General features: G+C 70.2%; 11 protein-coding genes. All 11 read left to right on the top strand.

Annotated features, from left to right (window positions below):
- Window positions 1–124: 124 nt before the first annotated feature.
- The 11 genes from QE438_RS09155 to QE438_RS09105 all read left to right on the top strand — a co-directional run bounded on the left by QE438_RS09155 (window position 125) and on the right by QE438_RS09105 (window position 12,313).
- Window positions 125–1,183 (top strand): pilus assembly protein PilM, encoded by a 1,059-nt coding sequence (locus QE438_RS09155; RefSeq protein WP_130524892.1) that lies wholly within the window; start codon window positions 125–127, stop codon window positions 1,181–1,183.
- Window positions 1,183–1,902, top strand: a complete 720-nt coding sequence (locus QE438_RS09150; protein ID WP_306990925.1) for a PilN domain-containing protein — start codon at window positions 1,183–1,185, stop codon at window positions 1,900–1,902. Before QE438_RS09155 ends, QE438_RS09150 begins: the two co-directional genes overlap by 1 nt.
- On the top strand, window positions 1,899–2,570 hold the full coding sequence (pilO, locus tag QE438_RS09145; protein ID WP_306990927.1) for a type 4a pilus biogenesis protein PilO: 672 nt from the start codon (window positions 1,899–1,901) through the stop codon (window positions 2,568–2,570). The genes QE438_RS09150 and pilO overlap by 4 nt, the downstream gene beginning before the upstream one ends.
- Window positions 2,567–3,106: a pilus assembly protein PilP gene (locus QE438_RS09140; RefSeq protein ID WP_130528519.1), complete on the top strand. Its 540-nt coding sequence runs from the start codon at window positions 2,567–2,569 to the stop codon at window positions 3,104–3,106. The genes pilO and QE438_RS09140 overlap by 4 nt, the downstream gene beginning before the upstream one ends.
- Before the next feature lie 14 nt (window positions 3,107–3,120).
- Entirely contained in the window at window positions 3,121–5,022 is a 1,902-nt protein-coding gene (locus QE438_RS09135) for a type IV pilus secretin PilQ family protein (RefSeq protein ID WP_306990929.1), read from the top strand.
- Window positions 5,023–5,233: 211 nt separating this feature from the next.
- Complete coding sequence (locus QE438_RS09130; RefSeq protein ID WP_130528522.1) at window positions 5,234–6,259, top strand: MoxR family ATPase; 1,026 nt, start codon at window positions 5,234–5,236, stop codon at window positions 6,257–6,259.
- A gap of 112 nt (window positions 6,260–6,371) precedes the next feature.
- The gene (locus QE438_RS09125; protein ID WP_306990932.1) at window positions 6,372–7,316 is read left to right on the top strand and encodes a DUF58 domain-containing protein; all 945 of its coding nucleotides are present in this window, start codon (window positions 6,372–6,374) and stop codon (window positions 7,314–7,316) included.
- The gene (locus QE438_RS09120; RefSeq protein WP_306990935.1) at window positions 7,313–7,771 is read left to right on the top strand and encodes a DUF4381 family protein; all 459 of its coding nucleotides are present in this window, start codon (window positions 7,313–7,315) and stop codon (window positions 7,769–7,771) included. The genes QE438_RS09125 and QE438_RS09120 overlap by 4 nt, the downstream gene beginning before the upstream one ends.
- Window positions 7,768–8,784 carry a VWA domain-containing protein gene (locus QE438_RS09115; protein ID WP_306990937.1) on the top strand — a complete coding sequence of 339 codons (1,017 nt, stop codon included), beginning with the start codon at window positions 7,768–7,770 and terminating at the stop codon, window positions 8,782–8,784. Before QE438_RS09120 ends, QE438_RS09115 begins: the two co-directional genes overlap by 4 nt.
- Window positions 8,781–10,559 carry a VWA domain-containing protein gene (locus tag QE438_RS09110; RefSeq protein ID WP_306990939.1) on the top strand — a complete coding sequence of 593 codons (1,779 nt, stop codon included), beginning with the start codon at window positions 8,781–8,783 and terminating at the stop codon, window positions 10,557–10,559. Before QE438_RS09115 ends, QE438_RS09110 begins: the two co-directional genes overlap by 4 nt.
- Window positions 10,559–12,313: a BatD family protein gene (locus QE438_RS09105; RefSeq protein ID WP_309733626.1), complete on the top strand. Its 1,755-nt coding sequence runs from the start codon at window positions 10,559–10,561 to the stop codon at window positions 12,311–12,313. The genes QE438_RS09110 and QE438_RS09105 overlap by 1 nt, the downstream gene beginning before the upstream one ends.
- Window positions 12,314–12,390 lie beyond the last annotated feature (77 nt).

The raw sequence follows: 12,390 nt of genomic DNA, 5'->3' as shown, positions 1-12,390 counted from the left end.
AGCAAAAAGCGGCAACCCGTCACGGGAGGCCTTGTGGTCCTTGCAAGTTGTAAAAAATTCATTACTAATGTGAGGGCTGGCTGAACTAGCCCGTTGTGGTTTTCCGGTCGGAAGGGGATACACCGTGGGGCTCATCCCAAAAAGCCAATCTGCGCTGCTCGGCGTGGATATCAGCTCGACTGCGGTCAAGCTGCTGCAGCTCACGCGCGTGGGAAACCGCTTCCGCGTCGAGCATTACGCCGTCGAGCCGCTGCCTCCCAACGCGGTGGTCGAGAAGAACATCGTCGAGGTCGAGGCGGTGGGCGAGGCGATCCGCCGCGCCGTGACCCGCGCCGGCACCAAGGTCAAGAACGCCGCCGCGGCCGTGGCCGGTTCGGCGGTGATCACCAAGATCATCCCCATGCCCGCCGATCTGGACGAGGACGACCTGGAGGCCCAGATCGAGCTCGAGGCGGTCAACTACATCCCGTATCCGATCGAGGAAGTGAATCTGGACTTCGAGGTCCTGGGCCCCATGCCCGGCAACCCGGAGATGGTCCAGGTCCTGCTGGCCGCCTCGCGTTCGGAGAACGTCGAGCTGCGCCAGTCCGCGCTTGAGCTGGGCGGGCTGACCGCCAAGGTGATGGACGTGGAGGCCTTCGCGGTCGAAAACGCCTTCGCCCTGCTGGCGGGCGAGCTGCCGGTCCCGCATGACGGCGTGGTCGCGCTGGTGGACATCGGCGCCACCATGACCACGCTCAACGTCATCCGCAGCGGCCGCAGCCTCTACAGCCGCGAGCAGGTCTTCGGCGGCAAGCAGCTGACCGACGAGGTGATGCGCCGCTACGGGCTCACCTACGAGGAGGCCGGCATGGCCAAGCGCCAGGGCGGCCTGCCGGAAAGCTACGAGATCGAAGTGCTCGAGCCGTTCAAGGAAGCCACGGTCCAGCAGGTCAGCCGCCTGCTGCAGTTCTTCTATGCCGGCAGCGAGTTCAACCGCGTCGACCAGATCGTGCTGGCCGGCGGCTGCGCCGCCCTGGCCGGCCTGCCGGAAATGGTCGAGGAGCAGCTCGGCGTGCCGACCATCGTGGCCAATCCGCTGGCACAGATGACGCTGGGTCCGAAGGTGCAGGCGCATGCGCTGGCCCAGGACGCGCCGGCGTTGATGATCGCCACCGGCCTGGCGCTGCGGAGCTTCGACTGATGGCAAAGATCAACTTGCTCCCGTGGCGCGCCGAGCGCCGCGCGCAACGCCAGAAAGAGTTCTACGGCATGCTGGGCGTGGCCGCGGCCATCTCGGTGCTGCTGGCGCTCTTCATCTGGTTCTACTACAACGGCCAGATCGACGGCCAGAACGAACGCAACGCCTTCCTGCAGGGCGAGATCGCCAAGGTCGACGCGCAGATCACAGAGATCAACGCGCTGGACAAGCAGAAAGACCGCCTGCTGGCCCGCAAGAAGGTCATCGAGGAGCTGCAGGCCAACCGCTCGCAGATGGTGCACCTGTTCGATTCGCTAGTGCGCACCATTCCCGACGGCGTGGTGCTGACCAGCATCAAGCAGGAGGGCAATGTCCTCACGCTGCAGGGGCGCTCGCAGTCCAATGCGCGGGTCAGTACCTACATGCGCAACCTCGAAGGCTCGGGCTGGATGACCAAGCCGGACCTGTCGGTGATCGAGGCCAAGGCCGCCGAAGGCCAGGGCCAGGGCCAGAGCGCGCCCATCTCGGTGGTCGGACGGGCGCTGCCTTACATGTTCAGCCTCAAGGTCGAACTGGCGAATCCGGCCGATCCCGGCGCCGCGCCCGCGGCTGATCCGGCGACCGCGCCCGCCGCCGCTCCGGCCGGTGCCGCGACGCCGGCGACCAGTCAGCCGCCGCAGGCCACCACGCCGCCGCAGACCCAGGGGAGCCCTGCGTCATGAGCCAGAAGAAGATCAAGATCAGCGAGCTGGACTTCAACAACATCGGCGGCTGGCCGCGGAACTACAAGATCGGGTTCTGCGTGCTGCTGGGTGCCCTGGTGCTGATCCTGGCCTATCTGCTCGTGTTCCGCGGGCAGGCCGAGGAGCTGGAAGGGCTGGAGAGTCAGGAGGCCACCCTGCGCTTGGAGTTCGAGCAGAAGGCCGGTCGCGCCGCCAATCTGCAGCCGCTCAAGCAGCAGCTGGCGCAGATGGAGCAGGTGCTGCAGCAGATGCTGCGCCAGCTACCCAGCAAGACCGAGATGCCCGACCTGATCGTCGACATTTCGCAGACCGCGCTGTCCAGCGGACTGACCAATGAGCTGTTCCAGCCCGGCGAGGAGTCGCAGAAGGAGTTCTACGCCGAGAAGCCGATCGCCTTGCGCATGGTGGGTAGCTATCACCAGTTCGGCGCCTTCGTCAGCGGCGTGGCGTCGCTGCCGCGCGTGGTCATCCTGACCATGCACGACATCTCCCTGCAGCCGGTGGATCCCAAGCAGGGCATCGCCAACGGCAATCTCGAGCTGTCGGGTACGGTCAAGACCTATCGCTACCTCGACGAGGAAGAGACCGCCGCGCAGGAGAAGGCTGCTGCGGCGGCTGGCACGCAACCTGCTGGGGCCACGCCATGACCCGGATCCCTTCCGCTCGTTCCCGTCTCCTGCTCGCAGGCCTGGCCCTGTTGGCCCTGGCCGGCTGCTCGCGCAGCATCACCAGTACACCCGGCGATGCGCCGAATCTGCAGAACTGGGTCAACGACGTGCGTGCCCGTCCGGCGCCGCCGCTGGAGCCGCTGCCGGTGATGCAGCAGTTCGAGACCTTCGAGTACGCGGCCCAGAACCTGCGCGATCCGTTCAGCACCGCCTGGACGACGTCCGATTCCGGCAGCGGCCTGCGACCGGATCCGAACCGGCGCAAGGAAACGCTGGAGCAGTACCCGCTGGACAGCCTGAAGATGGTCGGCACCATCGGCAGCGGTTCGAACATCGTCGGGCTGGTGATGGCGCCGGACAAGGTGACCTATCGCGTCTCGCCCGGTGCCTACCTGGGGCAGAACGATGGGCGCATCACCGATGTCCAGCCCGACCGCATCAACCTCGTAGAACTGGTGTCTGACGGCGCCGGTGGCTGGCTGGAGCGTCCGGCGGCCGTGACGCTAGACCAATGATTAGGGGATACACGATGACCGCTTCCAACGCTCATGGCCTGCGTCCCCTGCGGCGACTGGCCGCCCACCGGTGGGGTGCACTGGTGCTGGCGATCGCGCTCGCCTCGGGCAGCGCGCCCGTGCTGGCCGCCGCCGCGGCGCCGGCCGGCGCCGCCCAGGCCGCGCCGGTCCAGGTGTCCGACGTCGACTTCCGTCGCAGCGAGGACGGCGCCGGGCGCCTGATCCTCAAGTTCGACCGCAAGGGCGCGATGCCGGATCTGCGCACCGACAACGGCAAGGTCATCATCGACATGGCCAACGTCACTCTGCCGGCCTCCCTGCAGAGGCCGATGAATGTCACCGATTTCGCCACGCCGGTGCAGCGCATCGACGCGCATGCCTCGGGCAAGGGCGCGCAGCTGGTGCTCGACACCCGCGGGACCGTGGAGTCGCTGGCCTACCAGACCGAAGACCAGTACGTGGTCGAGATCAGCCAGAAGTCCGGCAAGCCCGCGATGGGCGCCGCGGCCCAAGGCACCGGCGCCTCGCAGCTGGCCGCTGGCGGGGTCAAGCCGTATGTGGGCAAGCCGGTGACCTTCAACTTCCAGGACGTGCCGGTGCGCACCGTCCTGCAGCTGATCGCCGAGGAGTCCAACCTCAACATCGTCGCCTCCGATACCGTCCAGGGCAGCGTGACCCTGCGCCTGGTCAATGTGCCGTGGGATCAAGCGCTGGATATCGTCCTGCGCGCCAAGGGGCTGGACAAACGCCGCGACGGCAACGTGGTCTGGGTGGCGCCGCAGCCCGAACTGGCCAAGTTCGAGCAGGACAAGGAAGACGCGCGCATCGCGATCGAGAATCGCGAGGATCTGATCACTGATTATGTGCAGATCAATTATCACAACGCGACCGAGATCTATAAGGCGCTGACCGAGGCCAAGGGCATTGGGGGTCAAGGTGGCGGTCAGGCCGACCAGGAGAATGGCTTCCTGTCCCCGCGCGGACGCCTGGTCGCCGATGAACGCACCAACACTCTGATGATCAGCGATATCCCTAAGAAGGTTGCTTCGATGCGCGAGCTGATCGCCGTCATCGACCGTCCAGTGGATCAGGTGCTGATCGAGGCGCGCATCGTGGTGGCCAGCGATACTTTTGCACGCGATCTCGGTGCGCGCTTTGGCGTGCTGGGGTCCACGGACAGGGGGATTCTCAGCGGCTCACTGGACAGCAACGTCAATTATCAGAACACCTCGGCGCAGCGTAAGAACGAGATCGCCAACTCTGGTACCAGCAGTACCTTGGCGTCGCATCTGTTCCCGACCGGTTTGAACGTCAATATGCCGGCGGGTACGTTCACCAACGGTACGGCGAGCGGCATCGCGTATACCCTGCTGGGGACGAACTTCAACCTGGACCTGGAGCTGTCTGCCCTGCAAGAAGAAGGCCGCGGCGAAGTGGTCTCCAATCCGCGCATCATCACGGCCAACCAGCGCGAAGGCGACATCAAGCAGGGTACGGAAATCGGCTATGTCACGATCACCGGTGGCACCGCCGGCACGGCGGCCACGCCCAATGTGCAGTTCAAGGAAGCGCTGCTCGAGTTGAAGGTCACGCCGACCATCACGCACGATGGACGCATCTTCCTGAACATGTTCGTCAAGAAGGACGACGTGGCCGAGTACATCACGCTGGCCGGCTACGGCACCGTGCCGACCCTCAACCGGCGCGAGATCAACACCGCCGTGCTGGTCGAAGATGGCCAGACTGTGGTGATCGGCGGTGTGTACGAATTCACCGACCAGACCTCGGTCTCGAAGGTGCCTTTCCTGGCCGACATCCCGTTCCTCGGGAACCTGTTCAAGAAGCAGGGCAAGCAGAAGAACAAGGCCGAGCTGCTGATCTTCGTGACGCCGAAGGTGATCGCGGTCCGCCAGTAAGCAGGTTCGTAGTGAAGAGGAAAACGGGGCCGATCGGCCCCGTTTTCGCGTTGGTGTCTTGTGCGCACTCACAAGTGGGGACGGCAGCTGCGCCGCCCGGCCGATGATGGCGCTTCGCTGAACACGAGGCCCAAGGTAAGGTGGGACGCGGAACCCTTTCGATGAGGCCCGGTCGAAACGACGCGCCTGATCTCCACCATGAGAGCCTGTAATGGAACAGTCCCAGAACCTCCAGCCACCCGCGCCTCCCGTCGCGCCCGCGCCCGATGGCCGCCTGCGCGAGGCCTTCATGGCGCTGCGCAGCTCGCTGTCGGCGACCATCGTGGGACAGCAGTTGCTGGTGGACCGGTTGTTGATCGCGCTGTTGGCCGACGGCCATCTGCTGGTCGAAGGCGCGCCCGGCCTGGCCAAGACCATGGCGGTGCGTGCGCTGGCCGCGCGCATGGAAGCCGGCTTCGCGCGCGTGCAGTTCACGCCCGACCTGCTGCCGGCCGATCTGACCGGGACCGAGGTATGGAGGCCGCAGGACGGGCGCTTCGAGTTCCAAGCCGGGCCGATCTTCCATCCGATCCTGCTGGCAGACGAGATCAACCGCGCGCCGGCTAAGGTGCAGTCGGCGCTGCTGGAGGCCATGGGCGAACGCCAAGTCACGGTGGGCCGACACACCTATCCGCTGCCCTCGCTGTTCCTGGTCATGGCTACGCAGAACCCGATCGAGCAGGAGGGCACCTTCCCGCTGCCCGAGGCGCAGCTGGACCGTTTTCTGATGCACGTGAAGATCGGCTATCCCGAAGCCGCGGCCGAGTCGGAGATCCTGCGCCTGGCGCGCGAGCGCGCCCGCGATGCGTTGGCGCCGGTGGCCGAGCCGCTGCAGCAGATGCCGCTGGAGGATGTGTTCGCGGCGCGGCGCGAAGTGCTGGACCTGCATATGGCGCCGGCGCTGGAGCGCTATCTGATCGAGCTGGTGCTGGCCTCGCGCGATGCCGCGCGCTACGACGCCGCCTTGGGCCGACGCATCGCCTGGGGCGCCAGCCCGCGTGGTTCGATCGCGCTGGAGCGCTGCGCACGCGCGCATGCCTGGCTGGCCGGGCGCGACTTCGTCACACCCGAGGACGTGCGGGCCGTGGCCGGCGACGTGCTGCGCCATCGTGTGCTGCCCAGCTATGAGGCCACGGCCGAGGGCTGGGACGGCGGTCGGCTGGTCGAGGCCCTGATCGAACGGGTGCCCCTGCCTTGAGTCGTAGGTCGGAACAGGCGAGCTGCGCGATGATCCCTCACCGTCGAACCAAGCTTGCAGGCGCGCTGCGTCGCATGCCTTCGGTGCGCCCGCATTGGCAGGTGCCGCCGTCATGAGCGCGGTTCCCACCTCGCACGCCGATCCGGATCCCGCTGCGGTCAACGACGGCCTGCGCCCCACACTGACCGAACTGGTGCAGCTGCGTGCGCTGGCGCAGCGGCGCCCGGCCGCGCGTCGCGGCAGCCACCATCTCAGCGGCCCGGCCGCTTCGCCGCTGCGCGGGCGCGGCATGGAATATGCCGAGTCGCGCGAATACGTCGCCGGCGACGACGCGCGTCATATCGACTGGCGCCTGACCGCGCGCAGCGGCAAGCCGCACACCAAGCTGTTCCAGGCCGAACGCGAGCGGCTGACGTTGATCGTGGCCGATACCGCGCCGACGCTGTACTTCGGCACGCGCGTGCGCTTCAAGTCGGTGCAGGCCGCGCGCGCCGGCGCGTTGGCGGCCTGGGCCGCGGTGGCCGACGGCGATCGCGTGGCGGTCCTGCGCGGGGCGGGGCGCGAGCCGTCCCTGCCGCCGGCCTCGGGCACGCGCGGCGCGCTGCGCACGCTCGACGCGCTGACCCGCTGGTACGCGCAGCCGCCGGAGGACGACCAAGGCCTGGCCGTGGCGCTCGAGCACGCCCAGCGCGTGCTGCGCCCCGGCTCGCGGCTGGTGGTGCTGGCCGATCCGCGCAGCGTGGCGCAGATCCCCGAGCTGCGCTGGCCGTCGCTGGCGGCGCGCTGCGAGGTCATCGTGCTGCTGATGACCGATGCGCTGGAGCAGGCGCCGCCGCGGGCGTCGCTGCCGTTCCAGAGCGGCGAGCATCGGGTCGAACTGGACTTGGCCAATACCGCGCAGCGACAGCGCTGGGGCCGGGAATTCGTCCAGCCCCTGCATGCGGCGCTGGCGCAGCTGCCTACCCGTGGCGTACGCGTGATGGCGCTGCGCGCCGATGCGCCCAGCGATGCGTGGCTGTCGCTGCTGGCGCGCGCCACCGCTCCGGCGACCGCATGAGCGCGCCCGCGCCCCTGGTGCTGCGTGACGTGCACGTGCCCCCTGCGCCGGCCTGGTGGCCTCCGGCGCCCGGCTGGTGGCTGGTGCTGCTGGCCGTCGCGGTGCTGGTGGCGGTGCCGCTGCTGTGGCGCGCGCGGCGTCGCCGGCGGCGTGCGCGTTGGCTGCGGCTGTTCGAAGCCGAGTGCTCCGGCGCGCTGCCGCCGCCGGAGCAGGTCGCGGCCGCCTCGCAGCTGCTGCGCCGGGCCGCGCGCCGGGTCGATCCGCGCGCCGATCGTTTGCAGGGTGCGGCCTGGCTGCAGTTCCTGGATGGTCCGAAGGGACATGCCTTCAGCAAAGATGTGGGTGCGTTGCTGCTCGACGGTGGCTATCGCCCACGCGTGGATCCGCGGCAGATGCAGGCGCTGCGCTCACTGGCGGCTGCACGCTTCGTGCAGCTGATGGAGGGCCGGCGATGAGCCTCCTGGCGCAGTGGATGCACGATGTCAGGCTGCTCTTCGGCGGCTTCGCCTGGCCGTGGATGTGGCTGGCGCTGCCGCTGCCGTGGCTGGTGACCTGGCTGCTCCCGGCGGTGCGCAGCCAGTCGCCTGCGCTGCGCGTGCCTTATGGGGACGCGCTGGACGGCATCGCCGTCAGCGCGGCCACCGCGCGGCGGTTCGGCATCAACTGGCTGGCCGCGCTTGCCTGGCTGCTGCTGTGCGCGGCGGCCGCGCGGCCGCAGCAGTTGGGCGAGGCGGTCACGCCGCCGCAGACCGGGCGCGATCTGATGCTGGCCGTCGACCTGTCCGGCAGCATGCGCGAGACCGACATGGAGCTGGGCGGCACCCCGGTCGACCGGCTCACCGCGGCCAAGGCGGTGCTGGCCGACTTCCTCGACCGCCGCGTGGGCGACCGCGTCGGCCTGCTGGTGTTCGGCAACCGCGCCTATGCGGTGGCGCCGCTGACGCTGGATCGCGATTCGGTGCGCGATCAGCTGCGCGACACGGTCAGCGGGCTGGCCGGGCGCGAAACGGCCATCGGCGACGCCATCGGCCTGGCGGTCAAGCGCCTGGCCGCCCAGCCCAAGGGCCAGCGCGTGCTGATCCTGCTCACCGACGGCGTCAGCAATGCCGGCGCGCTGGATCCGGACAAGGCGGCCGAACTGGCCGCGCGCGAAGGCGTGCGCATCCACACCATCGCCTTCGGCGGCGGCGGGGGACTGTCGGTATTCGGCATGCGCCTGGGCATGCAGGGCCAGGACGATATCGACGAAGACGGCCTGCGCCGCATCTCCCAGGCCACCGGTGGGCGTTTCTTCCGCGCCCGCGACACGCAGGAGCTGGCCGGCATCTATTCGGAGCTGGACAAGATCGAGCCGATCTCGCGCCCGGGGCGCGCGGTGCAGCCGCGCATCGAGCGCTATCCGGTGCCGCTGGCGCTCGCGCTGGGCCTGGGCGTGCTGGCGCTGGCCTGGCGAGGGCTGCGGGCATGAGTGCGTTGGTGCAGGCCATGGCGGATTTTCATTTCCTGCGGCCGTGGTGGCTGCTGGCCCTGATCGCGCTGCCTGGCCTGTGGTGGCTGTGGCGGCGACGCCAGCAGCGCGCCAACGCGTGGCGCGGCCTGGTCGATCAGCATCTGCTGGCGCATCTGCAGGTCGGCGGCGGCCGCGCCCAGGTGCTCGGGCTGGTCGGCATCGTGCTGGCCTGGGTGCTGGCGACGCTGGCCCTGGCCGGCCCGAGCTGGCAGCGCAGCGAACAGCCGTTGTGGCAGACCCGCGCGCCGCTGGTGGTGGCGCTGGACCTGTCGGGCTCGATCGCCGCCAACGACCTGCCGCCCTCGCGCCTGCTGCAGGCGCGCGCCAAGCTGGCCACGCTGCTGCGCGAACGCGTCGGCGGTCAGGTCGCGCTGGTGGCCTACGCGGGCGAGCCGTTCACCGTGGCGCCGCTGACCGACGATGCGGCCAACGTGGCGCTGTTCCTGGACGCGCTGGACCCGGCGATCATGCCGGTGGACGGCAGCGATGCGCGTCGGGCGATCCTCTGGTCCGAAGAGCTGCTGCAGCGCGCCGGGTTCGACCGCGGCCAGATCCTGCTGCTGACCGATCACGCCGATCCGGCCGCCGACAGCGCCGCCAAGCGCGCCCGCGACGCCGGCTTCAGCGTCTCGGTGCTGGGCCTGGGAACGCCCGCGGGGGCGGCCTATCGTCAGGCCGATGGCCAGTTCGGCCGCGCCCAGCTGGATGCGGCCTCGCTGCAGCGGCTGGCGACGGCCGGCGGCGGGCGCTTTGAGGTGCTGCGCACCGACGATGCCGACCTGCGCGCGCTGGGCGTGCTCGACCCGCAAGCCGAAGACGCCAGCGCCGCCCGCGGCGAAAAGGGCAGCGCCTGGCTGGATCAGGGCTACTGGCTGCTGCCGGCGCTGATGCTGCTGGTGCTGCTGGCGTTCCGTCGCGGCGGCGTGCTGGCCGCGCTGGCGCTGTGCGTGGTGCTGCCGATGGCCCAGCCCGCGCAGGCGATGGACTGGTGGAAGCGCGCCGATCAGCAGGCCCAGGACCGCATCGAGCAGGGCGCCAAGGCCTACCGCGGCGGCGACTACGCCGCGGCCACCAAGGACTTCGCCGGCCTGGACTCGGCCGATGGCCTGTACAACCTCGGCAACGCGCTGGCCAAGCAGGGCAAGTACGACGAGGCGATCGCCGCCTACGACAAGGCGCTCCAGCGCCAGCCGGGGATGGAAGACGCCATCGCCAACCGCGCCGCGGTCGAGGCCGCGCGCAAGCGGCAGCCGCCGGCCGGTGGCCAGGGCGGGCAGGGCGGCGACCAGGGCAAGCAGCCCCCTGAGCAGAAGTCTGGCCAGCAACAGTCGTCTGGTGGCAAGCAGGACGACAAGCCGGGCCAGGATCAGCAGGACCCGCAGCAGCAAGACAAGCAGCAGGGCAAGCAGCAGGACAAGCAGGACGCGGACAAGGGCGCAAAGGACTCCTCCGGCGACGCCAAGTCCGAGCCACCCAAGTCGGCCGCCGAACAGCAGCGCGAGCAGCAGGCCGCCGACGCGGCCCAGCGCGAACGCATGCAGCAGGCCATGCAGCAGCAGGCCGGCCAGGGCGCGCAGCCGGAGCCGACCCAGGCCAAGCCGGAAACCGCGGCCGAGCGCGAGCAGCGCCAGGCCACCGAAGCCTGGCTGCGGCGCGTGCCGGACGATCCGGGTGGCCTGCTGCGCGCCAAGTTCCAGCTCGAGTACCAGCGTCGCCAGAGGGAAGGACAATGATGCAACCGGCCGCCTCCACATCGCCGCAGCGCAGGCGCGCGCCGTCGCGGTTCGTCGCGACCGCGTGGCTGGCGCTGGTCCTGCTGGCCTGGACGCTGCCCGCGCTGGCGCAGACGCGCGCCTGGCTGGACCGCTCGCGCACGGCGATGGGCCAGCCGGTGGTGCTGAGCATCGAAAGCGACCAGGACATCGGCCAGCCCGACCTGAGCCCCCTGCAGCGCGACTTCTCGGTGGTCGACACCTCCTCCAGCCGCCAGATGCAGATGGTCAACGGCCGCATCTCGCGCTCGGTCGTGCTGGCCATCACCCTGCAGCCGCGTCGCACCGGTGAGCTGACCGTGCCGGCGCTGGAGGTCAACGGCCAGCGCACGCCCGCGCTGGGTCTGCGCGTCACCGATGCGCCCGTCGCCCAGCCCGGCAGCAGCAACGCCTATGTCGAGACCCAGGTCGACGACCCGACGCCTTACGTGCAGCAGACCGTCGGCGTGACCCTGCGCCTGTTCTACGCGGTGCCGCTGGTCTCCGGGCAACTGGACCTCGATGCGCCGCAGGGCACCTCGCTGCAGCGCGTGGGCGAGGACGTGCAGTCCACGCGCGAGGTCAATGGGCGTCGCTACAACGTGGTCGAACGCCACTTCCTGCTGGTGCCCGACCGCAGCGGCGACCTGCAGCTGCCGGCCGCGCGCTTCATCGGCCGCGCCGCCGGCGGTGGCGGCTTCTTCGACAGCATGCTCGGCATGGGCCAGCGCAGCGAGCTGAGCGCGTTCGGTCAGGCCCTGACCCTGCACGTGCAGCCGCAGCCGGCCAACGCCCCGCAGCCGTGGCTGCCGCTGGCCGACCTGCGCCTGCGCTATGCCAGCGCGCCGCGCGAGCTCAAGGCCGGCCAGGCCAGCAGCTTCGTGGTCGAGGCGGTGGCGCGCGGCGCCACCCGTGCGCAGCTGCCGGATCTGCCCACGCCGAACGTGGACGGCGCGCAGGTGTTCGCCGAGCCGGCCCAGTACGAGGACAGCTTCGACGGCGCCACGCCGGTGGTGAAGATCACCCGGCGCTATTCGATCGTGCCCAACGGCGCCGGCCGGCTGACGCTGCCCGGCATCAAGCTGGACTGGTGGGACGTCAAGGCCGATGCGGCCAGGACCGCGGCGCTGCCGGACATGCAGCTGGAGGTCGCCGCCGGGTCTGGCAGCTTCGCCAACGCGACCTTGCCCGCGCCCGCGCCGGCCGCGGAGGTCCCCGCGCCGCAGGCGCCGAGCGACGGCGCGCTGCCGGCCACGGCCGTCGGCGCCGGGTCGGTGGCTGGCCGCCTGTGGCCCTGGATCGCGCTGGCCGCGGCGTTCGGCCTGCTCTGGCTGGGCACGCTGGTGTGGTTCCTGCGCCGGCCGCGGCGTGCGCCTGCGTCGGCTACGGCCCGCGCGGCGGGCGCCGCCACGGCGGCCCCGGCACCGCGGGCGCGGCACGGCCTGCCGGACCTGCGCCGTGCGCTGGACACCGGCACGCTGGACGAGGTCGGTGAGATCCTGATCGGCATGGCCGCGCCGCCGGCGCGGGATCTGGACGCGGTCTCCGCGCAGCTGGCCGATCCGTCGCAGCGGCAGGCGATCGATGCGCTGCGCCGCGCACGCTGGGCCGACGGCGATGGCGCCCAGGCGCGTGCGCTGCTGCGCCAGGCCTTCGCCAGCGGGCCGACCTGGCGCGTGCCGGCGGGCCCGTCCGCGCAGGGCGAGGCGCTGGCGCCGCTGTATCCGCGGCGCTGAGCGGGTCGTACGGCCGGGCATCGCCCGGCTGTCAGTTCGGTCATTCTCTTTCCCTGCCGTCGCAGGCGGGCGCGGGG

This window comes from Pseudoxanthomonas sp. SORGH_AS_0997 (assembly GCF_031453535.1).
In the GTDB taxonomy this organism is placed as follows: Bacteria; Pseudomonadota; Gammaproteobacteria; order Xanthomonadales; family Xanthomonadaceae; genus Pseudoxanthomonas_A; species Pseudoxanthomonas_A winnipegensis.
The sequence above is the reverse complement of the archived record's forward strand: the minus strand, read 5'-3'. Positions and strand labels throughout refer to the sequence as shown.

Coding starts and splice junctions, on each gene's coding strand:
- QE438_RS09135 (WP_306990929.1), top strand. CDS start 3,121: ATGACCGCTTCCAACGCTCATGGCCTGCGTCCCCTGCGGCGACTGGCC.
- QE438_RS09110 (WP_306990939.1), top strand. CDS start 8,781: ATGAGTGCGTTGGTGCAGGCCATGGCGGATTTTCATTTCCTGCGGCCG.
- QE438_RS09120 (WP_306990935.1), top strand. CDS start 7,313: ATGAGCGCGCCCGCGCCCCTGGTGCTGCGTGACGTGCACGTGCCCCCT.
- QE438_RS09150 (WP_306990925.1), top strand. CDS start 1,183: ATGGCAAAGATCAACTTGCTCCCGTGGCGCGCCGAGCGCCGCGCGCAA.
- pilO (WP_306990927.1), top strand. CDS start 1,899: ATGAGCCAGAAGAAGATCAAGATCAGCGAGCTGGACTTCAACAACATC.
- QE438_RS09115 (WP_306990937.1), top strand. CDS start 7,768: ATGAGCCTCCTGGCGCAGTGGATGCACGATGTCAGGCTGCTCTTCGGC.
- QE438_RS09130 (WP_130528522.1), top strand. CDS start 5,234: ATGGAACAGTCCCAGAACCTCCAGCCACCCGCGCCTCCCGTCGCGCCC.
- QE438_RS09140 (WP_130528519.1), top strand. CDS start 2,567: ATGACCCGGATCCCTTCCGCTCGTTCCCGTCTCCTGCTCGCAGGCCTG.
- QE438_RS09125 (WP_306990932.1), top strand. CDS start 6,372: ATGAGCGCGGTTCCCACCTCGCACGCCGATCCGGATCCCGCTGCGGTC.
- QE438_RS09105 (WP_309733626.1), top strand. CDS start 10,559: ATGCAACCGGCCGCCTCCACATCGCCGCAGCGCAGGCGCGCGCCGTCG.